Source organism: Modestobacter sp. VKM Ac-2982 (genome assembly GCF_026967935.1).
Classification (GTDB): Bacteria; Actinomycetota; Actinomycetes; order Mycobacteriales; family Geodermatophilaceae; genus Modestobacter.
The window spans coordinates 1-23,763 of record NZ_JAPVBL010000006.1 but is presented as its reverse complement, the minus strand read 5'-3'; the positions used below and the strand labels follow the sequence as shown (position 1 = coordinate 23,763).

Below are 23,763 nucleotides of genomic sequence, written 5' to 3'. Positions count from 1 at the left end.
CGTCCTCCGCACGGACGACCGCCCAGACACGGAGAGCCGGGCCACCGCGGGGTGGCCCGGCTCTCCGTCGTGGCTCATCGGCGAGCGATGAGCGTCAGCCCAGGTAGTCCCGGAGGGCGTCGGCGCGCTGGGGAGCACGCAGCTTGGTCATCGTCTCGCGCTCGATCTGACGCACCCGCTCGCGGGAGAGACCGAAGCGCTTGCCGATCTGCTCGAGGGTCCGGGGCTGCTCGCCGTCCAGACCAAAGCGCATGATCACGACGTCCCGCTCGCGGTCCTCCAGGGTCTGCAGGACGTTGCGCACGTCGCCCTTCATCATCTGGAAGGCGACCGCGTCCTCGGCGACCGCGGCGTCGGCGTCCTCGATGAAGTCACCGAGCCGGGACTCCTCGTCGGCGCCGACGGTCTGGTCGAGGGACACCAGGTCGCGGGAGTACTCCAGCAGCTCGGTGATCCGCTCGGGCGTCAGGTCGAGCTCGAGGCCGAGCTCCTCGGCGGTGGGCTCCCGCTCCAGCTCCTGGTGGATCCGGCGGCGGGTGCGCACGACCTTGTTGACCTGCTCGGCCAGGTGGACGGGCAGGCGGATCGTCCGGCCGGAGTCCGCCATGGCCCGGGTGATGGCCTGACGGATCCACCACGTGGCGTAGGTCGAGAACTTGAAGCCCTTGGTGTAGTCGAACTTCTCGACGGCCCGGATCAGCCCGACGTTGCCCTCCTGGATCAGGTCCAGGAACGTCATGCCGTGGCCGGTGTAGCGCTTGGCCACCGAGACGACCAGGCGCAGGTTCGCCTCGAGCAGGTGGGCCTTGGCCGCCTTGCCGTCCGCGGCCAGCAGCTTGTAGTCCCGCTTGAGCGCAGGCGTCAGCTGCCGCTCGGTCAGCAGGCGGTCGGCGTAGAGACCGGCCTCGATCCGCTTGGCCAGCTCGACCTCCTGCTCGGCGGTCAGCAGCGGGGTCTTGCCGATGGTGTTGAGGTAGACGCGCACCAGGTCCGTCGACACCAGGCCGCTGGTGTCCGGGGCACGGCGCGGGGAGCGCACCTCGAGGGTGTCGGTGGGGGAGGACTGCAGCACGGTCACGATGAGTCTTCGTCCTTGCTTCGGGGTCCGGATGCGCCGCGTCGTCGATGTGCGGTGCACCCCGGTCGAGGTCGGAGCGTCGGCCCGGGGTCACCGGGTGGCTCTCCAGCCGTTCTGTCCGTGTGGTACATCGTGTGCAACGGACCCGGGTGGGTCGGTGTTCCGAGGCGGACCAACTCACAGGCAACGTCCAGGTGTGGCGCTCCGCGAGCGGGTGACGACGGAGTCGTACCCGCCGAGGCCGGGGGCTAGACGTCCAACTGCAAGGTCATCGGGCCCTCGTTCACCGAGGCGACCGCCATCCGCGCCCCGAACCGCCCGGTGGCGACCTCCGTGCCCCGCCGGCGCAGGTCGGCCACCACCTCCGCCACCAGCGGCTCGGCCAGCTCGCCCGGGGCGGCGTCCGCCCAGGACGGACGGCGGCCCTTGCGGGTGTCGGCGTAGAGGGTGAACTGGCTGACCACGAGCACCGGCAGGCCCAGGTCGCCGACCGAGCGGGCGCCGTCGTCGGTGGGGAACACCCGGAGCTCGTACAGCTTCCTGGCCAGCGCACGCGCCCGATCGCCGTCGTCGTCCCGGCCGACCCCGACCAGGGCCAGCAGGCCTGCGCCGATGGCGCCGACGACCTCGCCGTCCACCGTCACCGACGCCTGGCTGACCCGGGTCACCACCGCACGCACCGCACGATCCTGACCGATGGTCCGCCCCGGCCGGGGCGGGGGTGTGCCGGGCGTCGGCTGGGCTGCTGCGGGCGCGTGCCCCACACTCTTTGCGGCCCGGACCGCCGGCGCCCGTGCACGGCGCGGCCGGACCAGCCACCATGACGACCCAGACGGCACACGTGTGCCGACCGACCGGAAGGACCTCCCGTGGCGGGTGGACTCGTAGCTCTCCTCGACGACGTGGCCGTGCTGGCGCGCGCCGCGGCCGCCTCGATCGACGACATCGGGGCGGCAGCCGGGCGCGCCAGCATGAAGGCCGCCGGGGTCGTCGTCGACGACACCGCGGTCACGCCGCAGTACGTGCACGGGCTGAACGCCGACCGCGAGCTGCCGATCATCCGGAAGATCGCCTTCGGGTCGCTGCGCAACAAGCTGCTGATCATCCTGCCCGCGGTCCTGCTGCTCAGCGAGTTCCTGCCCTTCCTCCTGACCCCGATCCTGATGGTCGGTGGCGCCTACCTCTGCTACGAGGGGGCGGAGAAGATCTGGCACCGGCTGAGGCCGCACGAGGAGAGCCACGCCACGGTGGAGGACGCGCTGCCGGACGAGAAGACCATCGTGTCCGGGGCCGTCCGCACCGACTTCATCCTGTCCGCCGAGATCATGGTGATCTCACTGAACGAGGTGGTCGACCAGGGCTTCTGGTCCCGGGCGGTCATCCTGGCTGTGGTCGCGCTGGGGATCACCGTGCTGGTGTACGGCGTCGTCGGCCTCATCGTGAAGATGGACGACGTGGGGCTGCACCTGGCTCAGCGTTCCAGCAGTGGCGTGGCCCGGTTCGGCCGCGCGCTGGTCAAGGGGATGCCGAAGCTGCTCAGCGCGCTCACCGTGGTCGGGACCGCCGCGATGCTGTGGGTCGGCGGGCACATCCTGCTGGTCGGCACCGACGAGCTGGGCCTGACGTTCCTCTACGAGGCCGTGCACCACCTGGAGGAGGCGGCTGCGGAGGCGACCGGGGCCCTCGGGTCGGTCGTGGGGTGGCTGGTCAACACCCTCGGCAGCGCCCTCCTCGGGCTCGCGGTCGGCGCCCTGGTGGTGGCCGTCCTGGCCCTCACGCTGCACCGCCGCAAGGAGCCCGCCAGCGAGGGCGGGGGCCACTAGCGCGGGACGGTGACATCCGGCGACCTGTCGGCGATGACGGTCTCGTGACGATGCGTCCGGTGTCGATCCGCTGCCCTTGACCTCGGGAACGTCCGTGCAAGCCTGGGACGACGTCGAGCATGAGGGGGACGACGACGTGGACGCCATGGGGGCGACGACGACCGACGGACGGCGATGGGGAGCCCGGCTGGCAGGGGTGGTCGCCGCGGCGGCCCTGCTCTGCACCGGTCAGGTGATCAGCGGGAACGCCGCGCAGGCGGCCGAGTGCCCGGCTCCGATCCGCACCGTCCTGGACACCACACCGGCCACCGCCGACCGGACCGTCGCGCTGACGTTCGACGACGGTCCGCTGCCGCAGAACACCCCGGACGTGCTGGACGTGCTGCGGTCCAGCGGCGTCAAGGCCACGTTCTTCGTGCGCGGGGACCAGGCAGCGGCGCACCCGGACCTGGTGCAGCGGATCGTCGCCGAGGGGCACGCCATCGGGAACCACACCTGGTCGCACCCCTACCTCGACCGGCTCACCCCGGCGGCCCGGGTGGCCGAGATCGAGCGGACCACCCAGACGATCGTGGACGCCACCGGGACAGAACCGTGCTTCTTCCGCGGACCGTTCGGCGTCCACCGCGACCCGGCGATCGCCGGCCTGGCCTGGGAACGGGGGATGACCGTCGTCGACTGGTCGCTGGACCCCCGCGACTGGTCGACCCCGGCGAGCTGGAGCCCGGCGTTCCAGCAGCAGATCATCGACCGCGCCACGTCGCCACGAACCGCGCACCCGATCGTGATCCTGCACGATGGCGGCGGCTACCGGCAGAACACCGTGGCCGCGCTCGACGACGTCATCTCCTACTACGCCTCCCGCGGCTACACCTTCACCGACCCGGCGGGCCGCGCGTTCCCCTCCGGGTCGGGTCAGGGCGGCACCTACGTGGTGCAGCCCGGCGACACGCTGGGCTCGATCGCAGCGGGGTACAGCGCGACCTGGCGGGAGATCTACCAGGCCAACCGCGCCACCATCGGGCCGAACCCGAACGTCATCCAGGTCGGCCAGCGGCTCACCATCCCCGGCTCCGGCTCCGGCTCCGGCGGCACGCCGGCGCCGCCCGCCAGCGGGACGACGACCTACGTCGTGCAGCCGGGGGACACCCTGGGCTCGATCGCGTCGGGCTACAGCGCGACCTGGCGGGAGATCTACGAGGCCAACCGCGCCACCATCGGCCCGGACCCGAACCTCATCCAGGTCGGTCAGCAGCTGACCATCCCCGCCGGCTGAGCCAGCGCCCGGACCTGGCGGCGGCCCGCCGCCGCCGGGCAGGGCGATCCGCACGCGTCCTCGTGCGGAAGACTGCCGGGATGCCAGAGCCCCGTGCCGTCCCGGCGGCATCCGTCCCGGCGTCACCACCGGGCGGGGCCCGTCCTCACGTGGGAGCGACCCCCGCCCCATGCTGACCGCTGCCCAGGCGACCGGGAGCGACCTCCCGCTCGCCGCCCTCGCGGCCGCCGGCGCGCTGGTGCTGGTGCAGGTCCTGGTGCCCCAGGTGCGTCGGCGGGTGTCGCCCGGGTCGGCCCGGTTCCAGTCGATCGCCGGCGGGCTGGCGATCGCCTACGTGTTCGCCCGGCTGCTCCCCGACCTGGCGCAGCCCGCCACGGGGACTGCGGCTGGTGCGTCGCAAGGGCTGCTCGGGCTGCTGGCCGACCGCGCGTTCCTCGTCGCGCTGGCCGGCCTGCTGCTGTACTACGCGGTGCTCGACTGGGCTCAGGACCAAGACGCCCGGGAGCAGCGGCAGCGGGGCGGTGTGCCGACCCCATGGCCGTTCTGGGCGAGCGGCGCGCTGTACCTGGTGTTCAACCTCTTCGTCGGCTACCTGCTGGTGCACCAGGTGCGCCCCGGGCCGGCCGAGCTGGCCCTCTACACGGTCGCCCTGTCCGCCCGGTACCTCACCGGGGAGATCGCGCTGCGCGATCAGGACCCGCGCGCCTACGACCGGCTGGGCCGGTGGATCCTGGCCGCGACCGTCCTGGTGGGGTGGGGGATCGGTGCCACGGTCGACCTGGGCGATGCGGCGGTGCGCGTCTTCTCCGCGCTGCTGGCCGGTTCGATCGTCCTGACCAGCCTCAAGCAGCAGCTGCCCGGGTCCGGGCGGGCCCACTTCCCCCTGCTCGGGGGCGCCTGCATCGCCTTCACGGCCTTGCTGCTGGCCCTTTAGCCCGATCCCGGGTCGCACTGCAGGACCCGATCAGGGCTGGTCGGACCCCGACGTGGGGAGATCGGGGCAGTCGCGCAGGGCGGAACCGTCGAACTCGGGCACGGGCCTGGCCAGCGCCTCCTCCTGCGTCTCGGCCTCGCCGTTCTCCTCGATGTCCTCGATCAGCCACTCCATCTCGGCGATCTCCTTCTCCTGCGCGACGATGATGTCGACGGCGAGCTGGCACACCCGGATGTCGTCGATGTCGGCGCGCTCGGAGCGGGTGATGGCCATGGAGTGGTGCGGGATCATCGCCTGCATCCAGTCCACGTCGTCCACGGTGACCTGGCTGCGGTCGAGGGCGATGCCGCCGCCCAGCAGCAGCAGGCTCACCGCCACGATCGCGATGTTGCCCTTCATGTCCTTGTACATGTTGAGCATCCAGGCCAGCATGACCAGCCCCATGGTGCCGCCCATGGTGACCGCCATGAACACGCGGCTCTCGCTGAACTGGACGTGGCTCCACTCCCACGTGGAGGCGAACATGGTCCAGTACATGACGACCATGGCCGTGGTGATCATGGCGGCGAAGCGCAGGTACATCTTCGTCTGGTGCGACATCCCGCCGCCGTTCTCGTTCTGCTGCTCGGTGCCCTCGACGTCCTTCTGCGTCGCCATGTCCGGGTCTCCGTCCTGTCGTCGTAGGGAGGGGATCTGTACGCATGCCCGCGTGCCCGTACGGACGTCCGGGCAAACGAGCCGCCGGCAACCCTCCCGGGAGAGGGTGACGGGCCTCCGTACGGCCGTCGGCAGGCCTGATCGGCACGTGCGGCGTGGCGTCGTACCGTCAGGTGGGGGAGGTGGTCGGAGTGCCACGGGTCTGGACGGCGCTGCTGCTGTTGGCAGCCGTCTTCGGCGTGCACGGGGTGCAGTGCACGGCGGTGGACCCGGCTCTGGAGCACGCGTCCGTCGCGCACGCGCTGACCGCCTCGGTCGACGTCCCGGCGCCTGCGGGCCAGGTCGCCGTCGTCGCTGCGCTGCCCGGCCACCACTCCGCGGCCCCGCAGGGGGCTGGTGAGGCCGGTGCCACCGGCTCGCTCGACTCGTGGCACGACGGGCACGCCCTGGCTGTCTGCCTCGCCGTCCTGCTGGCGGGGCTGACGGTCGCGGGGGCACTGGTCCGGCTCCGCGGCACGGTGGTCCGGCTCGTCCGCGGGTCGCTCAGCTCTCCGCGCTGGACCACCGGGTGGTCGCGGCAGCCGCGACCACCGGATCTCTCCGTGCTCTGTCTCCTGCGGATCTAGGCCGAACTGCTGCGCCCACCCCGACAGCCCACGTTGCTCCGGGGTCTTGCACGCATGCCCGAGATCCCCAGACAGGAGACCCGCATGACCCGCACCAACGCTCGACTCACCCGCCTCGCCGGTGGGCTGGCGGCCGCCGCCGTCGTCCTCGCCGGCTGCTCGGACACGGTCGGCCCGTCGGCCGCCGGCGACACGTCGACCGTCGAGGACCCCGTCGCCGGGGTCGCTGCGCACAACGACGCCGATGTCGCGTTCGCCCAGGGGATGATCCCGCACCACGAGGGCGCGCTGATGATGGCCGAGGCCGCCGTCGACCGCGCCTCGGACTCCCGGGTCGTCGCCCTGGCGGAGCGCATCGAGGCAGCGCAGGGCCCGGAGATCGACCTCATGACCGGCTGGCTCGAGGGCTGGGGCGAAGCCCTCCCGGAGTCCGGCCACATGGGCGGCATGGGCGGCATGGACCACGGGTCCGAGGCCATGGGCAGCGGCATGGGGATGGAGCAGATGCCCGCCGCCGGTCCGGACTTCGACCGCAGGTGGCTCAAGGCCATGGTCGAGCACCACGAGGGCGCCGTCGAGATGGCGCAGACGGAGGTCCAGCACGGTCGCGCCCCCGAGGTCATCGACCTCGCTCGCACCGTCAGCGACACGCAGAGGCAGGAGATCGAGGAGATGGAGCAGCTGCTCACCGAGCTGGACGGCTGACCTGAGTCACCTCGTGGACCACGAAGAAGGAGCACAGCTGTGACACCACCTGCCCAGCCGCACGCCGTCCTCGGCCCCCGCCGACGGGGCGCGTCCGCCGTCCTGCTGCCCGTCGCGGTGCTGCTGGCCGCCTGTACGTCGGGGACGCCGGAGTCGGGCGCGGCTCCGCCGAGTCCGGCGACGTCGGCCCCGGGGATCAGCCACGTGCACGGAGTGGGGATCGACCCGGCCGACGACACCCTGTTCGTCGCGACGCACGAGGGCCTGTTCGAGGTGGCCGACGGGGGAGCGGCTGCGCTCGTCAGCCCGGTCATGGACCTGATGGGGTTCACGGTGTCCGGGCCCGGGCACTTCCTCGCCTCCGGCCATCCCGGCCTGCGCGTCGACCTGCCCCAGCCCATGGGGCTGATCGAGTCGACCGACGGCGGGCGGACCTGGAGCCCGGTGTCCCGGCAGGGCCGGTCGGACTTCCACGCCCTCACCACCAGCGCCGCCGGCGTCCTGGGCTACGACGGCACGCTCGTGCGCAGCAGCGACGGCACGACCTGGGAGGAGGTGGCCATCCCGGCCGAGCCCCACACGCTCACGGCGTCCCCGACCGGGGAACGGGTGCTCGCCACGACGGCCCAGGGGCTGCTCCGTTCCACCGACGGTGGCCGGACATGGGCCCTGGTGGACGACGCCCCGCTCCTCCAGGTGGTCGACTGGGCCGAGACGGCCGCCGAGGTCGCCGGGGTGGACCCCTCCGGGGTCGTCTGGACCAGCACCGACGGCGGCGACACCTGGAACCAGGGAGCTGCGCTGGGCTCCGCCCCGCAGGCGGTGACGCTCGGGGTCACCGGGGACGGCGTCCCGCGGGTCGTCGTGGCCACCGCCGAGGCCCTCGTCGAGTCCGTCGACGGCGGGCAGACGTTCGACGTGGTCCTGGAGTGGTGAGGGGCCGGGGCACCTGCCCGTGAACGCCCGGACGCCCCGGCCCGCACGACGCGGGCCGGGGCGTCCGGGTGGGCGGCACCGCAGGTCGGAGCCGGCTCCCCTCACCTCGACCCCGGCGGTGACGAGGTCCCGCACCGACAGCCCTGGGGCGTCATCGGCCGAGCAGACCCCGACGATGCCGCGCGGTCCGGTCCGGTCAGCCGGTGAGCGGGAGTCGGACGACCAGCCGGGCGCCCGGGGCGGCGTCCTCGACGACGACGTCGCCGCCGTGCTGCCGGACGACGTCGCGGACGATCGCCAGCCCGAGTCCGGTCCCGCCGACGTCGCGACTGCGGGCGTCGTCGAGGCGGGTGAACCGGTCGAACACCCGTTCGCGCTGGTCGACGGGGATGCCCGGACCGTCGTCGCGGACGGTGAGCAGCGCCTGGTGGGTCGCGATCAGGGAGACGGACACGGTGGTGCGGGCATGCCTCAGCGCGTTGTCGAGCAGGTTCTGCACGACGCGCGCGAGCGCGTCCCGGTCTCCGGTGACCCGGGCAGCGGAGACCGCGGACGTGTCCACGTGCCGCGTGGTGTGCCGACGGATGCGCTCCGCCGTCTCCAGCACGAGGTCGTCGAGGTCGACCTCGTCGCGGGCGAGCGGGACGCGGGCGTCGATCCGGGCGAGCCGGAGGAGGTCGTCGACCAGCCGGGACAGGCGCTGCGCGTCCTCGGTCAGCGCGGGGAGCTGCTCCCGCCACGACGGGTCGTCGTGCAGTGCGGCGACCTCCAGCTGGGTGCGCAGGGAGGCCAGCGGACTCCGGATCTCGTGGGCGGCGTCGGCGACGAACTCCCGCTGCCGTCGGGTCGCGTCCTCCGCCCGACCGAGCAGCGCGTTGAAGGTGGTGGCCAGCCGGGCGAGCTCGTCGCCGCCGGCGGGGACGGCGAGCCGTCGATCGAGTGCGTCGCCGGGGATGTCGGCGGCCTCCCGACGCAGCGCCTCCACCGGGCGCAGCGCCCGCCCGGCCAGCAGCCACGTCAGGACGGCGAGGACGGCGACCACCGCCGGTACGCCCACGGTGAGTGCCGAGGTCAGCTCCTCGACGCTGTCCTCGGCATCGTCCAGCGGCAACCCGACCTGGACGAGGACCCGCTGCCCGTCCGGTGCGCGGACCGGGAGGCTGAGCACGCGGTACGGCTCGTCCTGCTCGCCGGACAGGGCCAGTCCGTCCTGGGTGACCGCCTCCGGGCCGGTGCCCGCCGGAGCCGTCAGCAGGGGGCGCCCACCCGGGCGTCCGACGGAGGAGGCCAGCACGGCTCGGTCCCCGTCGAGCACCTGGACGACCTCGTCGTCGACGACGACGTCCGCGGTGAGCACCGACGCAGCCGACCGGCCGGAGCCGATCGCTGTGGCGACGCGCTCGGCCCGGTCGCGGGCGGCGGCGTCGACGCCGGCCACCAGCGCCGACTCCACTCGGATGACCAGCAGCGCCGCGGACAGCGAGAGGGCAGCGGCGACGACCGCCACCGCCGCTGCGGTCAGCCGTGCACGCAGCGAGCGTCGCCGTGCCCACCCGGCCAGGCCGGCCGGCCGGCCGACGCTCATCCGCCGGCGGTGTCGATGCGGTAGCCGACGCCGCGGACGGTCTCGATGGCCTTGCGTCCGAACGGGACGTCGATCTTGCGCCGCAGGTAGCCGATGTAGACCTCGACGATGTTCGGGTCGCCGGCGAAGGCCTCGTCCCACACTTCGGTCAGCAACTCCGACTTGGACACCGCGTCGCCTGCCCGCCTCATGAGGTGCGCCAGCAACGCGAACTCCCGGGCGGTCAGCGCCACCTCGGTGTCCCCGCGCCACGCCTTGTGCGCGGCAGGGTCGAGGACCAGGTCCGCCACGGCCAGCTGCGCCGGTCGCTCCGAGGCACCACGACGAGCCAGCGCACGCAACCGGGCCACCAGCACGACGAAGGAGAAGGGCTTGGTCAGGTAGTCGTCGGCGCCCAGGTCGAGCGCATCGGCGATGTCGTACTCGCCGTCCTTCGCGGTGAGCATCAGCACCGGTGTCCACACCTGGCGTGCCCGCAGCTCACGCAGCACGTCGTACCCGGAACGACCCGGCAGCATGATGTCCAGCACGATCGCCGCGTGGCCGCCGCTCAGCGCGCGCTCCAGACCCGTCACCCCGTCGCCGGCGACGTCGACGCCGAACCCCTCGGCGCGCAGCCCCCGGGCCACGGCGGCCGCCAGGTTCGCCTCGTCCTCCACCACCAGTACCCGCACGTCCACCCTCTCGCCGGCTGGTCCCTGTTCTGCCACGTCGGTGCTGAGAACCAGCTGAGAGGGCTGGTCTGCTCTCAGGGTCGCCTCAGCTGGTCCGGTCGACACTCGGGCCATGCCCCGGTGGAGGGGCTGCCACAGACCCCAGGAGGAGACATGAAGAACAGCACCCGGTGGATCATCGGTGGCGGCGCAGGCCTGGCGCTGCTGGTCGGCGGCGGCGGCGTCGCCCTGGCCGTCGACGCCGGCGAGGGGGACGACCGCCCGGACGTCGCCCTCACCGGCAACGCCCTCGAGCAGGCCAGTGAGGCCGCGCTCGCCCACGTCGGCGGAGGTGCGGTCACCGACAGCGAGGTCGGCGACGAGGAGGGCCACTACGAGGTCGAGGTCACCCTCGGGGACGGCGGAGAGGTCGACGTCCACCTCGACGAGGACTTCACCGTGCTCGGCGACGAGCGTGACGGCGACGAGTCCGACGGCGACGAGCCCGATGAGCAGGTCACCGGCCGCGATCGTGACGAGGCCGCTGCTGCTGCCCTGGAGGCGGCCGGCGGCGGCACGGTCACCGAGGTCGAGATCGCCGACGACGGCGACACCGGCTACGAGGCCGAGGTGCAGCTCGACGACGGCACGGTCGTCGAGGTGGCCCTCGACCGGGACCTCACCGTCACCGCCGTCCAGAACGACGACGACTGACGTCCGTGGCTCGCGGGGCCGAGCCGACCGAGATCGGCCCCCGCACCTGCGCGGACGCCCCGGCCCGCACGAGGCGGACCGGGGCGTCCGGGTGGGGACGGCTACCGCAGGTCGTAGCGGTCGAGCTCCATGACCTTCACCCAGGCAGCGGCGAAGTCCTGGGCGAACGCCTCCTGCATGTCGTCGCCCGAGTAGACCTCGACGATGCCGCGCAGGATGGAGTTGGAGTTGAGCACCAGGTCGACCGCGGTCGCCGTGCGGACGACGTTCCCGTCGGCGTCCAGGCCCTCGTAGACGTCCTCGTCGGCCACCGAGGTGCGCCACTGGACGCCCAGGTCCAGCAGGTTGCGGAAGAAGTCCTGGGACAGGACGCCCGGTCGGTCGGTGAACACGCCGTGCTGCACGCCGCCGGTGTTGGCCCCGAGCACCCGCAGGCCACCGAGGAGCACTACCATCTCCCGCGCCGTCAGCTCGAGCATGTAGGCGCGGTCGATCAGCAGCGTCTCCGGCTCCAGCTTGCTGCCCGGCTGGAGGTAGTTGCGGAAGCCGTCGGCGCGCGGCTCGAGCCAGCGGAAGTTCTCGACGTCGGTCTGCTCCTGGCTGGCGTCGGTGCGGCCGGGGGAGAACGGCACGGTGAGCTGCACGCCGGCGTCGGCCGCGGCCTTCTCCACCGCCGCGGTGCCACCGAGGACGATCAGGTCGGCCAGCGAGACCTTCTTGCCGGTCTGCGACTCGAAGTCGCTCTTCACCTGCTCCAGCACCGGCAGCACGTCGGTGACGCCCTGGTTGGCCGCCCAGTTGACCTGCGGCTCCAGGCGGAGCCGCGCACCGTTGGCCCCACCGCGCTTGTCGGTGCCGCGGTAGGACGCCGCCGCCGACCAGGAGGTGTGCACCAGCTGCGACACGGTCAGCCCCGAGTCGAGCAGGCGGGCCTTGAGGTCGGCGATCTCGGTCTCGCCCACGAGCTCGTGGTCGACGGCCGGGACCGGGTCCTGCCAGATGAGCTCCTCGGCCGGCACGTCCGGGCCGACGTAGCGGCTCTTCGGGCCCATGTCGCGGTGCAGCAGCTTGAACCACGCCCGGGCGTAGGCGTCGGCGAAGTACTCCGGGTCGTTGTAGAACCGCTCGGAGATCTCCCGGAAGCCGGGGTCGGCCATGAGGGCGAGGTCGGTGGTCGCCATCATCGGGGCGTTCTTCTTGCCCTCGATGTGCGCGTCGGGGACGAGCTCCTGCGCCTCGGGGTTCTTCGGCTTCCACTGCTTCGCGCCGGCCGGGCTCTCGGTGAGCTCCCAGTCGTAGCTGAACAGCATCTCGAAGTAGGTGTTGTCCCACGTCGTCGGCGTCGGCGTCCACGCGCCCTCGAGGCCGCTGGTGATCGTGTCGGCGCCCTTGCCGGTGCCGTACTGGCTGACCCAGCCGATGCCGTTGCCGTGCACCGGGCAGCCCTCGGGCTCGGGGCCGACCAGCTCGGGGTTGCCCGCGCCGTGCGTCTTGCCGAAGGTGTGGCCGCCGGCGATCAGCGCGACGGTCTCCTCGTCGTTCATGCCCATCCGGCTGAAGGTGACGCGGATGTCGTGGGCCGAGGCCAGCGGGTCGGGCTTGCCCTGCGGGCCCTCCGGGTTGACGTAGATCAGGCCCATGGTGACGGCGGCGAGGTGGCCGTCGTCCAGGTCCAGCGGGGCGTCGTCGGCGTAGCGCTCGTCGCCGAGCCAGGTGTCCTCCGGGCCCCAGAAGACCTCGCCGGGCTGCCAGTTGTCGGCGCGGCCGAAGGCGAAGCCGAAGGTCTTCAGCCCCATGTCGTCGTGCGCGACGTTGCCGGCGAGCACGAGCAGGTCGGCCCAGGAGAGCGTGCGGCCGTACTTCTGCTTGACCGGCAGCAGCAGCCGGCGGGCCTTGTCCAGGTTGGCGTTGTCCGGCCAGCTGTTCAGCGGCGCGAAGCGCTGCCCGCCCTCGCCACCGCCACCGCGGCCGTCGGCGATGCGGTAGGTGCCCGCGGCGTGCCAGGACATCCGGATGAACAGCGGGCCGTAGTGGCCCCAGTCCGCCGGCCACCAGTCCTGCGAGGTGCGCATGACCTCGACGACGTCGCGCTTGACCGCCTCGACGTCGAGCGTGGCCACGGCGGCCTTGTAGTCGAAGTCCGCGCCGAGCGGGTCGGAGTCCTTGGAGGTCTTGTTCAGCACCTGGACGTCGACCTGGTTGGGCCACCAGTCGCGGGTGGTGCGGGGGCGACCGTTGGTGGCCGGCTCCGGCGCCTTAATCGCCGGGTTCTCGCTCTCGCTGGTGCTCTCCGACTGCGCCTTGGCGACCTCGGTCTTGTCGTGGTCGGCCGTGCTGACCTGGGACTTGTCGTACTCGGTCATGGAGTGCCTCTCTCTGCGGGACGTTCGGTGGTGGACGGAATGGCCGGTGCGGTGGCGCAGGAGAGGCACCGGCCCCAGTAGATGACCTCGGCCTCGTCGACGACGAAGCCGGTCGGGGCGTCACCGGACGGCGTCAGGCACGGCGCCGCGCCGGTGGCGCAGTCGACGTCGCTGATGGCGCCGCAGGACCGGCAGACCAGGTGGTGGTGGTTGTCGTCGACGCGCGCCTCGTAGCGGGCGACCGATCCCTGCGGCTGGATGCGCCGGACGAGGCCGCGGTCGGTGAGCACCCGCAGGACGTCGTAGACCGCCTGGTGGGAGACCGCGTCCAGGCGGGTGCGCGCGGCGTCGATGAGGGCATCGGTGTCCAGGTGCGGGTGGGCGTGCACGGCGTCCAGGACCGCCAGACGCGGGCGGGTGACCCGGAGACCGACGGCGCGCAGTTCTCGTTCGAGCGAGGCGGCGTCGGGCACGAGGTGATCCTGGCCTGCCTTCCTTGAACTAGTCAAGAAACGCCGTACCGGGGTGTCGCGGTCAGGGGGTCACGTCTGGAGCAGGCCGGCCTCGTGGGCGAGGATCCCGGCCTGCGTCCGGTTGGTCAGCTCCAGCTTGGCCAGCCCGATCAACCCGAAGCCGCGGCGTCGGCGCGGGCGGGGGACCGATGGTTCCCGCGGCCGGGTCCTCAGGGCAGGAGGCCGTCCTCCAGGGTGGTGCGCAGCCAGCGTTCGTACCGGTCCGGTGGCCAGCCGCAGTCGACCCGGAACATGTGGTGCAGCTCGGGGCTGGTGAGCGTCCACAGGACGGCGGCTGCCTCCTCGACCGGCATCGCGTCCCGCAAGGGGCTGTTCGACGCGATCCAGCCTGCGACGGTCGTCATGGCCTGTCGCCGCTGGCGCTGGTGCAGGTCCGCCCGCAGCGCGGCGACGTCGTCGTCGACGGCAGCAGCGCTGCGCAGCATGGCGTCGACCGGGGCGATCCGTTCGAGCTGGCCCAGGATGCCGTGGGCGAACAGCGCGATCTGCCGACGTGGATCGGTCTCGGCCCGCATCGTCTGTGGATCAGGCCGCTCCAGCAGGGGGACGTCGGTGTCGTCACCACCGATCACGGTGTCCATCGCCGCCTGCAGCAGCCCGCGCTTGCTGCCGAACAGGTGGAAGACCGTGTCGACGGACACCTCGGCCGCGGTGGCCACCGCGGCCAGGGTCGTGCCGGCGTAGCCCCGGGCGAGGAGGAGCTCGACGGCCGCCCCGATCACCCGGCGACGTGTCCCCCTCGCCCGCTCGGCCCGCAGCGGAGAGCTGTAGGAGCGCCGGTTGACAGGCTGCGGCATGGCGAGCACGCTACCTGTATTCGTCCTAGTGCACCTAGGACCGAAATGATGAGAGGTGCCGCATGAGCACCGGATACGCCCTCGCCTACCGCCTCGGCATCACCCCCTGGGAACGCGCGGGACGGGGCGCCGCAGCTCAGTTCACCGCGCTGGTGCACCGCGAGGAGGCGGAGCGGACCCCGCCGTACGGGCCGGCGCTGGACCTCGGCTGCGGGACCGGGGCCCACTCCCTCCAGCTCGCCCAGCGGGGATGGCGGGTGACCGGCATCGATGCGGTGGGCGCCGCGGTGCGGCAGGCTCGGGCCAGGGCTGCGGAGGACGGGCTGGACGTCAGGTTCCTCGAGGGCGACGTCACCGACCTCCGCCTGGACGAGGTGGGCGAGGTCGCCTTCTTCCTCGACGTCGGGTGCTTCCACGGCTTGACGGACGGCCAGCGGACGGCGATGGGGGAGGGGGTCACCGCAGTCGCCACCCGCGACGCGACGCTGCTGCTGCTGGCCTTCCGGCCCGGACGGCGCCCGCTCCTGCCACGCGGTGCCGGCCGGGGCGACGTCGAGACGGCCTTTCCCGGCTGGACCCTCACGGACGAGGAGCCCGCCGACGTGACCGGGATGCCCGGCCCGCTCAAGCGCACCGCGCCGCACTGGTACCGCCTGCGGCGGACCTGACGAGGCGCGCCGGCCGCGCTGCTCGCGCCCCGAGTCGTCGACGGCAGCGAGGAGCGCCGTGCAGCTGAGGCCGCGGGTGGTCGCGACGGGACCGTCCTACGGCACCATCTCCGGTGTGCCGACGCTTCGCATCGCCCAGGACGACGCCGCCGACGAGCTGCTCAGCCGCGACCCGCTCGCCCTGCTGATCGGGATGCTGCTGGACCAGCAGTTCCCGATGGAGCGGGCCTTCGCCGGGCCGCGGCTGCTGGCCGACCGGATGGGCGTGCAGACCCTGTCGGCGGTGCAGCTCGCCGAGTGCGATCCCGAGGTGCTGCAGCGGCACTTTGCCGGCCCGCCGGCGGTGCACCGCTATCCCGGGTCGATGGCCGGCCGCACCCAGGAGCTCGCCCGGGCGCTGGTCGAGCGGTACGACGGCCGGGCCGACGCCCTGTGGGCCGACGTCCCGGACGGCGCCACCCTGCTCCGCCGGCTGCGGGAGCTGCCCGGGTTCGGCGCCCAGAAGGCAGCGATCTTCCTGGCACTGCTGGGCAAGCAGTGCGGCGTCACCCCGCCGGGCTGGCGGGAGGCCGCCGGCGACTACGGCCAGGAGGGGTCGCGCCGGTCGGTCGCCGACATCACCGACCCGGCGTCGCTGGCCGAGGTGCGCAGCGTCAAACAGGCCGCCAAGCAAGCCGCGAAGGAGGCCCGCGGCGCGAAGGCCAGCAGCGACTGAGGCGCCGCACGGACGGCTCGCCGGACCGCTGCATCGCGCACGATCGAGTGGCACCATGGGTCGCAGGAGCCGGGGGCTCCGGGGGCCGGTCGAAACACCCAGACGCGCGATCCAGCCGACCACCGCCGCCCTTCCCCCGGCCGGTCCAGGGAAGGGCGTCCGTGGCCTCCAGCCAGTCCAGCAGCCGCAACGAGCCGGTCCTCATCACCGAGGCCGAGCCCAGCCAGGTCGACCAGCACGCCGCTCGCAAGAAGCGCTACGCGATCACGATGGCCATCCGTGGCATCAGCCTCGTCCTCGCCGCGATGACGTACACCTACTCCATCTGGCTGATGGCGGTCTTCGCCGTCCTCGGCACGGTGCTGCCGTGGGTGGCCGTGGTCATGGCCAACGACCGGCCGCCGCGCAAGAAGATCGACATGAACCGCTACCGGCCGCCGGCACCCGATCGGATCCTGGAGTCCGGCAGCAGCAAGGCCCGCGTCATCGACATGTGAGTCAGCGGGCGCCGGGTCGTCCCACCACGGTGGCGGCCCAGGCCAGGCCGGCCTCCAGGGCGGCTGCCGGGTCGGGAGCTCCGCTCGCGGCGGTCCACGCCGCGAGCACCCCGGCGGTGAGGGCGTCACCGGCGCCCGTGGTGTCCACGACCGTCACCGCGTGCGCCGGCCGGTGCACCAGCAGCTCGCCGGCCGCCCACAGCGCACCGTCGGCCCCCAGGCTGACGACCACCACCGGGTACCGGGCCGCCAGCTCCCGCGCGGCCGCCTCTGGATCCGCGCACCCGGTCAGCAGGCGGGCCTCCGCGGCGTTGGGCAGCAACAGCGTCACCGTCGCGGTGTCGCTGAGCCACCGATCGACCCCGTAGCCGGTCAGCGGACCGGTCGAGGCCGGGTCGACCGAGGTCGTGCAGCCGGCGAGCTGCGCCGCCGCCAGCGCCGCCAGCCCGGCGGCGCGCGGAGCGGCGTCCAGCAGCGTGTACCCCGACAGGTGCAGGTGCCCGCCCGGTGCAGGGGCGGGCACGTCGGCGGGCCGCAGCGCCAGGTTGGCGCCGCGATCGGCCAGCATGCTCCGCTCTCCGCCCGGCTCGACCAGGCTGATGATCGTCCCGGTCGACGCCGCGTCCACCGCACGTACCGCGAGGTCCACGCCCGCGGCCGCCAGCTCCCGGCACAGCGACTCCCCGGCGACGTCGGTGCCCACGCAGCCGGCGAACAGCACCGGCGTGCCGAGCGCTGCCAGGTGTGCGGCCACGTTGGCCCCGGCACCGCCGCCCCGCGTGACGATCGACGCCGGCCGGTCCGATCCGGGCGCCGGTGCACCGGCCAGCAGGACGACGACGTCGGTGCAGACGTCGCCCACGACGACGACCGGGGGAGCCGTCACGGCGGGGTCAGCGGGGGAGCGCGGCGAGCTCGGCCGCGATCTGCCCGGCCAGTTCGGCGTTGCGCAGCACCAGCCGCACGTTGACCGCCAGGCTCGCACCGCCGCTGGCCGCGTGGAGGTGCCCCAGGACGAAGGGGGTGACGTCCTTGCCGCGCGCCCCGGCGGCGTCCGCCGCGGCCAGCGCCTCGGCGATCACCCGGTCGTGCAGCTCGGTGTCCAGCTGCTCGTCGACCGGGAGCGGGTTGGCCACCACCACCGCGCCGGGCACGAGCCCGCGGCGGGCGGCGAACACCCGGGCCGCCTCGGCGGCGGAGGCCACCGACCAGTCGACCGGGGAGCCGGAGTCGGCGACGTAGAAGCCGGGGAACCGGTTCGTGCGCCACCCGACGACGGTCACCGACAGGGACTCCAGCCGCTCCAGCGTCGCCGGGACGTCGAGGATCGACTTGACCCCGGCGCAGACCACGACCAGCGAGGTGCGGGCCAGTGCCACCAGGTCCGCGGACTCGTCGAAGGTGTCCGTGGCGTGCCGGTGCACCCCGCCGAGCCCGCCGGTGGCGAAGACGCCGATCCCGGCCCGGGCGGCGAGCAGGGCGGTGCTGGAGACCGTGGTGGCGCCGCTGTGCCCCAGCGCCAGCGCGACCGGCAGGTCGCGGACGCCGAGCTTGGCGAGCTCCGGGTCGGCGCACACCCGGTCCACCTCGGCCGCGGTCAGCCCGACGTGGGGCACGCCGTCCAGCACGGCGATGGTGGCCGGGACGGCGCCACCGGCGCGAACGGCGTCCTCGACCTGGTCGGCCGCCGCCCGGTTCTCCGGGCGGGGCAGGCCGTGCGCGAGCAGCGTGCTCTCCAGCGCGACCACCGGCCGGCCGGCGGCGAGCGCGTCGGCCACCTCGGGGGAGAGGACGGACGGACTGGTGGGGGAGGCGGTCGGCACCCTGCCATCATGGTGGGCAGCCCGTCACGGGCCGGATCCCGGCCCGAATCCGAGAACTGAGGGAGCAGCTCATGAGCAGCGCCGACATCCTCGAGCGCCCGGACGTCCGCGAGTCCGACACCGGCAACGCCAACGAGGTCTTCCACTACGTCAAGAAGAACAGGATCGCCGAGAGCGCGGTCATGGGGACGATGGTCGAGGCGCTGTGCGGCGAGGTCTTCCCGGTGACCAAGACCCCCAAGCCCGGCAGCCCGGTCTGCCCGGCCTGCAAGGAGGTCTACAACCAGCTCAAGAAGTAGCAAGAGGGCCCGTGCGGCGCGGAGCGATCCGCTACCGCAAGCCGAGCTTCTGCGCCTCGAGCTCGATCTTCGCCGCCCGCCGGCGCTGCCGACGCTGGTCGTGCCGGGGGCGCGGAGCCGGCCACCACGCCTCGATGGTGGCGTTCAGCTCGGCGCCCAGGAGCAGGGACATCCCGAGCAGGAAGCAGAACAGCAGCGCGGCGATCGGCGCAGCCAGCGCACCGTAGGGCAGGGCCACGGTGAGGATGTCGGCCACGTAGCTGCGCAGCAGCACCGCCGCGCCCATGAAGAAGGCGACCGCGAAGCACCCGCCGAGCAGGTGCCGGGTCCACGGCAGCCGCCGCGGCAGGATCACGTGGTAGAAGCTGGTCAGACCCAGGACCAGGGCGATGACCACCAACGGCCAGTAGACGGCGTTGACCAGCAGCGTGGCGGTGTCCTGCCAGTCGGCGGGCATGAGCTGTACCAGGGTGCCCCGCCCCAGCACCAGCAGCGGCAGGGTCAGCACGGCGAGCACCAGACCGATGACGAAGAGCCACAGCGCCATCAGCCGGGTCCGGATCGGGCCCCGCACGTCCCGCTGGTCGTAGGCGATGACGACGGTGTTGAGGAACGTCGCCGTGGCCGAGGAGCCGGCCCACAGCGAGATCACGAAGCCCAGGCTGACCACCTCCAGCCGGCCTGACCCGAGGATGTCGTTGAGCGTCGGCTCGACCAGCTCGGCCACCACCCGAGGGGTCAGCGCCTCGGTGGAGGCACTGAGCAGTTCGGCCTCGATCTGCGCCACCGGGGCGGTGCCGATCCACGAGCTGAGGTAGCCGAGGGAGCCCAGCAGCCCGATGAGCAGCGGGGGGACCGAGAGGATCTGCCAGAAGGCCGCCTCCGCCGACAGCCCCAGGATCCGGTCGTTCCAGGCCTTGGCCAGCGTGCGGCCGAGCACCTGCAGCGGCACCCGCAGGGGCGTCGGCAGCCGGCTGACCGGCCCGCGGCGGGGTGGTTCTGCAGCGGGCCGGGACTCTTCCTCGGTGGGCTGGTCGGTGGCCGGTGCCGGGTCGACGGCATCGCCCGCCAGGTCACCGGCGCGCTCCGGTGAGCTGCGACGGACGACGGAGGCCACGGGTCCAGTGTGCACGGCCGAGATGACCCGGATCCCTCGGCGTCCGCCCCGCCGTCAGCCGGCCGGGGCGGGCGGCGGGGTGCTCGGCGGGGTGGTCGGCACGGCTGCCGCGTCAGCGGCCGGGTCGGCGGGCGGTTCGGGCGGGGCCACGCAGGTGATGATCGCCTCGGCCGCGTAGCGGGTCTCGAAGTCCTCGCGACGGAGCTCGGCCTTGCTGGCGAGGTCCCGGAAGACCCGGGTGACGGTGATGTCGAAGCCGCGCGCCCCCGACTGCGGGATGCAGTTGCCGTCGTCGACCTTCTCCTGGACGGCGGGTTCCCGGATGTTGCGGCGCGCGCTGCTGATCGACTCGATGTCGTAGTACTTCGTGCCCCACAAGGTGACCGTCAGCGAGCTGGGGGTCCACTCGGTCTGGACGTAGATGCCGGTGTCGGTGTCGTTGCGCCACTTGAGGTCGATCTGGCCCTCGTAGACCGTGGCCTCGCGCCCGGCCGGGTAGCGGCTGATGTAGAAGCTGTGCGGCTTGTGGTAGACGTCCTCCAACCCGGCGAAGAACACCGAGTTGAACATGGTGGTCGCGAACTGGCTGATCCCACCGCCCACCGCCTGCGACAGCTCTCCGCCGCTGATCACCGCCGCCGGGACGTAGCCCTGCGCCGTGCCACGGGGGCCGGTGTAGCCGTTGAGGCTGAAGGTCTCGCCCGGTCGGACGAGGGCACCGTCGACCTCCGCTGCCACGACCCGGATGTTCGTGCCACTGGCCTGGTTGGTGAACTCGGTGGTGAAGGAGCTCACCTTCTCGGTGATCCCCAGCGCCTGCGCCTGCTCGGTGGTGAGGGACGCCGGCACCGGGCCGAGGACGCCGGTGACGGTGCGCGGAGCCGGCTCGGAGAGCACCGGGAGCAACTGGCCGGCCAGCTCGACGGGGTTGATGCCCTGGCCGTCGACCGACGGGACGATGCCGATCGTGTCCCCGGAGACCTCGAACCGGGCGTCCTGGGCGGGGGAGCCGAAGACGCCGAAGTCCTCGCCCACCTCCGCCTGCAGCGCCGCCGGGTCGATGCCGACGGCGAGGGTGCCGTCCTCCTGCGGGGTGAACGTGAGCGACGCGGCGATCGCGGTGACCGGGATCTCCACGGACTCCGGGCCCTCGGGGCCGACCACGGTGACCGGCGCCGAGAGCGCCGGGGTCACCGTCTCCGCCAGCACCCGCGCGGCCTCCTCGGCCTGGACCTGGACCTCGGTCATCTCGACCGGCAGTTCGATGGGCTCGTCAACGGCACCACCTGCGGCCAGCGTCTCGGTGATCGCCTCGGCGGCGCCGGCCCGGTCGAGGGTGCGGCCCTCGAGCGGTTCCACGACCGACGGTTCGGTGCCCTCGAGGGTGATCGTGGCGTCGACCGGCGCGCGGTCGACGGTGGCGGCCAGCTGGTCGACCTGTGCCGCCAGCGCCGTCTCGTCCCCGGTGAGGACGGCGTCGACCTCGCGGTCGCCGAACAGAGAGGTGAGCCGCGTCCACGGGTTGAGCGGCTGGTCGTCGACGGCGTCGACGGTGGCCGGCACGTCCAGGGCGATCCCGGCCGTCGCCGGGTGCAGCACGCCGGTCACGTCGTCGGCCACCACCGGGTGGTCGGCGGCGACCTTGGGGGCCAGGTCGCCCTCCAGCCGCTGTGCGGCGGCAGCGGGGGAGAGACCGCCCACGTCCACACCACCGACGACCGTCCCGCGGGGCACGTCGCCCCCCGCGAGGGCCAGGTCGGCGCCGTAGAGCACGGCCAGCGCGAGGAGCGCGGCCACCGGGACCAGCACCCGACGTCGTCGCCACGTGGGGCCGCCGTCGCCGTCCCCGCCGGAGGAGGGGTCCGCCGGTGGCGGTCCGCCCGGCCCACCCTGGTCGGCGACGGCCGAGGACCCGGCCGGCGGCGTCGGGTGCGCCCCGTCGTCCTGGCCGGTCTCGGGCGCCGGGGGCGGGGAGTCGACCCGGGTGACGACGGCGGTGTCCTCGACCGCGGACCCGGCCACCGGGGTGTCCGAGATCGTCGGGGCGTCGGCCGGTGAGGTGGTCCCGGCCGACGGTGCGGATGCCGAGGTGACCGGGGGCTGCCCCGGTGCAGCGAGCGGCGGGGCGGCGTCGCCCTCGACGGGCGGACCGATCACCTGGGTGTCCCCGGGCGGTGGGGTGCTCGGGGGCTGTGCGTCGTCCGCCGGCTCCGCGGTGTCCGCGGGCTGTGCGGCGGCTGCGGGCTGTGCGGCGTCTGTGGGCTGTGGGTCGTCCGCCGGCTCCGCGGTGTCCGCCGGCTGCGGGGCGTCCGTGTCCTCGGCGGGTGCCGGCGGCTCGGACTCGGCCGATGCGTCGGCACCGACGGGCCCCGCGGTGGGCGGGGCCGGTGGTGCGGGGGGCGCCGGGCGGCTGCTGCCGACGGTGCCGTCGGGTTGCAGGCGCACGGTGTCCGAGACCCCGCGGGGTTCCTGCGGCATCGGTCGATCTCCGGCTTGATCGGGACCGGCATCCGGTCCTGAGGACGACGAAGCCGCCGACTCCCCGTCCCCGCGCTGCGGGTGCGGACTGTCGGCGGCTTCGTCGGGTGAGGGCTTCATCGCTGGCGCGACGATAGTTGCCCCACTCAGTTGGAGAGGCGCGCCTCGCCGTCGGTCTCGATGATGTCGGCTGCGATGTCGCGGAGCTTGTCCTCGTACTCACGTGCGTGGTGTCCACAGAAGACGAGGTCGCTCCCACTGGGGAGGACCACGCGCACCTTGGCCAGAGCACCGCAACGGTCGCAGTGGAAGGGAACGACGAGTTCTTCGGTGGGCGGGGTCGTCGTCAGCGTCTGGGTCATCTGGCTCATCACTCGCTCTCTACCGCACGGACCCGCGGCTGCGGATCGGCCTCCTGCACAGCGCCAGGATGGCCCCTCGTGTTCCCGTTCCGGCGCCTGTTGTGCACGGACTCGCCGAATGAGATGCGGCCGTGACACTCGAGGTGCGGATGGAGCGGGTCAGCAGGGGACGTCACTGGTTCGGAACTGGGTCCGGATGGAACACGTGCTTGGTGGTGCTGTCACCGGCTGTCGGTGTGTGGGTCCGCTGCTGTTCTGACGTCGCCCACGCTACGCCGTCTACCCGTTGCGTGCCGCCGTACACCGTCCCGTCACCCGTTGGGAGCGGTGCGGACACTCCCTGCGCCGGACACGGCAGCGGCCGGTGACCCCTCGGGTCACCGGCCGCGACAGCACCGTCCGGGAGCCTGCGGCTCAGTCCAGGTAGTCGCGCAGCACCTGGGAGCGGCTGGGGTGGCGCAGCTTGGACATCGTCTTGGACTCGATCTGCCGGATCCGCTCGCGGGTGACCCCGTAGACCTGGCCGATCTCGTCCAGCGTGCGGGGCTGGCCGTCGGTGAGCCCGAACCGCAGCCGCACCACACCGGCCTCGCGCTCCGACAGCGTCTGCAGCACGCTGGTCAGCTGGTCCTGCATCAGGGTGAAGCTGACCGCGTCGACGGCCACGACCGCCTCGGAGTCCTCGATGAAGTCACCGAGCTGGCTGTCGCCCTCGTCACCGATCGTCTGGTCCAGGCTGATCGGCTCCCGGGCGTACTGCTGGATCTCCACCACCTTCTCCGGGGTGATGTCCATCTCCTTGGCCAGCTCCTCCGGGGTGGGCTCACGGCCCAGCTCCTGGAGCATCTCCCGCTGCATGCGGCCGAGCTTGTTGATGACCTCGACCATGTGCACCGGGATGCGGATCGTGCGGGCCTGGTCGGCCATCGCCCGGGTGATCGCCTGCCGGATCCACCACGTGGCGTAGGTGGAGAACTTGAAGCCCTTGGTGTAGTCGAACTTCTCCACCGCGCGGATCAGCCCGAGGTTGCCCTCCTGGATCAGGTCCAGGAACGCCATGCCGCGACCGGTGTAGCGCTTGGCGAGGGAGACCACCAGGCGGAGGTTGGCCTCCAGCAGGTGGT

25 protein-coding genes are annotated in these 23,763 nt (G+C 73.0%); 11 read left to right on the top strand and 14 right to left on the bottom strand.

The genetic code is table 11. The annotated features are described in order from the left end of the window. Positions 1–94 precede the first annotated feature (94 nt). Together sigB and dtd are read right to left on the bottom strand one after the other, a co-directional pair. The gene (gene sigB, locus O2W20_RS19875) at positions 95–1,078 is read right to left on the bottom strand and encodes an RNA polymerase sigma factor SigB (protein WP_269173994.1); all 984 of its coding nucleotides are present in this window, start codon (positions 1,076–1,078) and stop codon (positions 95–97) included. Between the two features lie 248 nt (positions 1,079–1,326). After that, positions 1,327–1,758 (bottom strand): D-aminoacyl-tRNA deacylase, encoded by a 432-nt coding sequence (gene dtd, locus O2W20_RS19870; RefSeq protein ID WP_269173995.1) that lies wholly within the window; start codon positions 1,756–1,758, stop codon positions 1,327–1,329. 189 nt (positions 1,759–1,947) lie between these two features. On the opposite strand from dtd, the gene O2W20_RS19865 reads away from it, so the two are divergent. The 3 genes from O2W20_RS19865 to O2W20_RS19855 all read left to right on the top strand — a co-directional run bounded on the left by O2W20_RS19865 (position 1,948) and on the right by O2W20_RS19855 (position 5,111). After that, positions 1,948–2,901 carry a DUF808 domain-containing protein gene (locus tag O2W20_RS19865; protein WP_269173996.1) on the top strand — a complete coding sequence of 318 codons (954 nt, stop codon included), beginning with the start codon at positions 1,948–1,950 and terminating at the stop codon, positions 2,899–2,901. 94 nt (positions 2,902–2,995) lie between these two features. Further along, a complete protein-coding gene (locus tag O2W20_RS19860) occupies positions 2,996–4,177 on the top strand; it encodes a polysaccharide deacetylase family protein (protein ID WP_269173997.1) in 1,182 nt (393 codons plus the stop codon). A gap of 169 nt (positions 4,178–4,346) precedes the next feature. Then, positions 4,347–5,111 (top strand): hypothetical protein, encoded by a 765-nt coding sequence (locus tag O2W20_RS19855; protein ID WP_269173998.1) that lies wholly within the window; start codon positions 4,347–4,349, stop codon positions 5,109–5,111. Between the two features lie 30 nt (positions 5,112–5,141). Here the strand turns inward: O2W20_RS19855 and O2W20_RS19850 are convergent, their stop codons facing one another. After that, positions 5,142–5,768 (bottom strand): DUF305 domain-containing protein, encoded by a 627-nt coding sequence (locus tag O2W20_RS19850; protein ID WP_269173999.1) that lies wholly within the window; start codon positions 5,766–5,768, stop codon positions 5,142–5,144. 182 nt (positions 5,769–5,950) lie between these two features. Here O2W20_RS19850 and O2W20_RS19845 point away from each other — a divergent pair, with 182 nt between their 5' ends. From O2W20_RS19845 to O2W20_RS19835, 3 genes are all read left to right on the top strand, one after another. Then, entirely contained in the window at positions 5,951–6,394 is a 444-nt protein-coding gene (locus tag O2W20_RS19845) for a DUF6153 family protein (protein ID WP_269174000.1), read from the top strand. A gap of 84 nt (positions 6,395–6,478) precedes the next feature. Beyond that, on the top strand, positions 6,479–7,099 hold the full coding sequence (locus O2W20_RS19840) for a DUF305 domain-containing protein (protein ID WP_269174001.1): 621 nt from the start codon (positions 6,479–6,481) through the stop codon (positions 7,097–7,099). Positions 7,100–7,138: 39 nt separating this feature from the next. Next, positions 7,139–8,035 carry a F510_1955 family glycosylhydrolase gene (locus O2W20_RS19835; protein WP_269174002.1) on the top strand — a complete coding sequence of 299 codons (897 nt, stop codon included), beginning with the start codon at positions 7,139–7,141 and terminating at the stop codon, positions 8,033–8,035. Between the two features lie 196 nt (positions 8,036–8,231). Here O2W20_RS19835 and O2W20_RS19830 read toward each other — a convergent pair whose 3' ends face one another. Next, positions 8,232–9,620 (bottom strand): sensor histidine kinase, encoded by a 1,389-nt coding sequence (locus O2W20_RS19830; RefSeq protein ID WP_269174003.1) that lies wholly within the window; start codon positions 9,618–9,620, stop codon positions 8,232–8,234. Further along, positions 9,617–10,294: a response regulator transcription factor gene (locus O2W20_RS19825; protein ID WP_269174004.1), complete on the bottom strand. Its 678-nt coding sequence runs from the start codon at positions 10,292–10,294 to the stop codon at positions 9,617–9,619. Before O2W20_RS19825 ends, O2W20_RS19830 begins: the two co-directional genes overlap by 4 nt. A gap of 153 nt (positions 10,295–10,447) precedes the next feature. Here O2W20_RS19825 and O2W20_RS19820 point away from each other — a divergent pair, with 153 nt between their 5' ends. Further along, a complete protein-coding gene (locus O2W20_RS19820; RefSeq protein ID WP_269174005.1) occupies positions 10,448–10,987 on the top strand; it encodes a PepSY domain-containing protein in 540 nt (179 codons plus the stop codon). A 101-nt stretch (positions 10,988–11,088) separates the two neighbouring features. Here the strand turns inward: O2W20_RS19820 and katG are convergent, their stop codons facing one another. From katG to O2W20_RS19805, 3 genes are all read right to left on the bottom strand, one after another. Then, complete coding sequence (katG, locus tag O2W20_RS19815) at positions 11,089–13,350, bottom strand: catalase/peroxidase HPI (RefSeq protein WP_269174006.1); 2,262 nt, start codon at positions 13,348–13,350, stop codon at positions 11,089–11,091. Beyond that, entirely contained in the window at positions 13,347–13,823 is a 477-nt protein-coding gene (locus O2W20_RS19810) for a Fur family transcriptional regulator (protein ID WP_269174007.1), read from the bottom strand. Before O2W20_RS19810 ends, katG begins: the two co-directional genes overlap by 4 nt. A 209-nt stretch (positions 13,824–14,032) precedes the next feature. After that, positions 14,033–14,680, bottom strand: a complete 648-nt coding sequence (locus tag O2W20_RS19805) for a TetR/AcrR family transcriptional regulator (protein ID WP_269174008.1) — start codon at positions 14,678–14,680, stop codon at positions 14,033–14,035. A 62-nt stretch (positions 14,681–14,742) separates the two neighbouring features. Between O2W20_RS19805 and O2W20_RS19800 the strand changes: the two genes are divergently transcribed. The 3 genes from O2W20_RS19800 to O2W20_RS19790 all read left to right on the top strand — a co-directional run bounded on the left by O2W20_RS19800 (position 14,743) and on the right by O2W20_RS19790 (position 16,560). Continuing rightward, complete coding sequence (locus O2W20_RS19800; RefSeq protein ID WP_269174009.1) at positions 14,743–15,348, top strand: class I SAM-dependent methyltransferase; 606 nt, start codon at positions 14,743–14,745, stop codon at positions 15,346–15,348. Positions 15,349–15,406: 58 nt separating this feature from the next. Further along, positions 15,407–16,063, top strand: coding sequence for an HhH-GPD-type base excision DNA repair protein (locus O2W20_RS19795; RefSeq protein WP_269185523.1), 657 nt, complete (start codon positions 15,407–15,409; stop codon positions 16,061–16,063). Positions 16,064–16,224: 161 nt separating this feature from the next. Next, the gene (locus O2W20_RS19790; RefSeq protein WP_269160713.1) at positions 16,225–16,560 is read left to right on the top strand and encodes a DUF3099 domain-containing protein; all 336 of its coding nucleotides are present in this window, start codon (positions 16,225–16,227) and stop codon (positions 16,558–16,560) included. Position 16,561: 1 nt separating this feature from the next. Here O2W20_RS19790 and O2W20_RS19785 read toward each other — a convergent pair whose 3' ends face one another. After that, positions 16,562–17,446: a carbohydrate kinase family protein gene (locus tag O2W20_RS19785; RefSeq protein ID WP_269174011.1), complete on the bottom strand. Its 885-nt coding sequence runs from the start codon at positions 17,444–17,446 to the stop codon at positions 16,562–16,564. A 7-nt stretch (positions 17,447–17,453) separates the two neighbouring features. Next, positions 17,454–18,383 (bottom strand): pseudouridine-5'-phosphate glycosidase, encoded by a 930-nt coding sequence (locus tag O2W20_RS19780; RefSeq protein ID WP_269174012.1) that lies wholly within the window; start codon positions 18,381–18,383, stop codon positions 17,454–17,456. A 71-nt stretch (positions 18,384–18,454) separates the two neighbouring features. On the opposite strand from O2W20_RS19780, the gene O2W20_RS19775 reads away from it, so the two are divergent. Continuing rightward, on the top strand, positions 18,455–18,682 hold the full coding sequence (locus tag O2W20_RS19775) for a DUF3039 domain-containing protein (protein ID WP_269160710.1): 228 nt from the start codon (positions 18,455–18,457) through the stop codon (positions 18,680–18,682). A 31-nt stretch (positions 18,683–18,713) separates the two neighbouring features. Here O2W20_RS19775 and O2W20_RS19770 read toward each other — a convergent pair whose 3' ends face one another. The 4 genes from O2W20_RS19770 to rpoD form a co-directional block, all read right to left on the bottom strand. Next, positions 18,714–19,799: a YihY/virulence factor BrkB family protein gene (locus tag O2W20_RS19770; protein ID WP_269174013.1), complete on the bottom strand. Its 1,086-nt coding sequence runs from the start codon at positions 19,797–19,799 to the stop codon at positions 18,714–18,716. Positions 19,800–19,853: 54 nt separating this feature from the next. Then, positions 19,854–21,956 (bottom strand): VanW family protein, encoded by a 2,103-nt coding sequence (locus tag O2W20_RS19765; protein WP_269174014.1) that lies wholly within the window; start codon positions 21,954–21,956, stop codon positions 19,854–19,856. 467 nt (positions 21,957–22,423) lie between these two features. Then, positions 22,424–22,648 (bottom strand): DUF7455 domain-containing protein, encoded by a 225-nt coding sequence (locus O2W20_RS19760; protein ID WP_231558401.1) that lies wholly within the window; start codon positions 22,646–22,648, stop codon positions 22,424–22,426. Between the two features lie 405 nt (positions 22,649–23,053). Next, on the bottom strand, positions 23,054–23,763 hold a 710-nt coding region (gene rpoD / locus O2W20_RS19755), incomplete at its 5' end, for an RNA polymerase sigma factor RpoD (protein ID WP_269174015.1).

Bases quoted from the DNA above. Each gene is read 5' to 3' on its own strand.
- O2W20_RS19855 (WP_269173998.1), top strand. From the start codon at position 4,347: ATGCTGACCGCTGCCCAGGCGACCGGGAGCGACCTCCCGCTCGCCGCC.
- O2W20_RS19805 (WP_269174008.1), bottom strand. From the start codon at position 14,680: ATGCCGCAGCCTGTCAACCGGCGCTCCTACAGCTCTCCGCTGCGGGCC.
- O2W20_RS19850 (WP_269173999.1), bottom strand. From the start codon at position 5,768: ATGGCGACGCAGAAGGACGTCGAGGGCACCGAGCAGCAGAACGAGAAC.
- O2W20_RS19775 (WP_269160710.1), top strand. From the start codon at position 18,455: ATGAGCAGCGCCGACATCCTCGAGCGCCCGGACGTCCGCGAGTCCGAC.
- O2W20_RS19760 (WP_231558401.1), bottom strand. From the start codon at position 22,648: ATGAGCCAGATGACCCAGACGCTGACGACGACCCCGCCCACCGAAGAA.
- katG (WP_269174006.1), bottom strand. From the start codon at position 13,350: ATGACCGAGTACGACAAGTCCCAGGTCAGCACGGCCGACCACGACAAG.
- O2W20_RS19830 (WP_269174003.1), bottom strand. From the start codon at position 9,620: ATGAGCGTCGGCCGGCCGGCCGGCCTGGCCGGGTGGGCACGGCGACGC.
- O2W20_RS19840 (WP_269174001.1), top strand. From the start codon at position 6,479: ATGACCCGCACCAACGCTCGACTCACCCGCCTCGCCGGTGGGCTGGCG.
- O2W20_RS19820 (WP_269174005.1), top strand. From the start codon at position 10,448: ATGAAGAACAGCACCCGGTGGATCATCGGTGGCGGCGCAGGCCTGGCG.
- O2W20_RS19800 (WP_269174009.1), top strand. From the start codon at position 14,743: ATGAGCACCGGATACGCCCTCGCCTACCGCCTCGGCATCACCCCCTGG.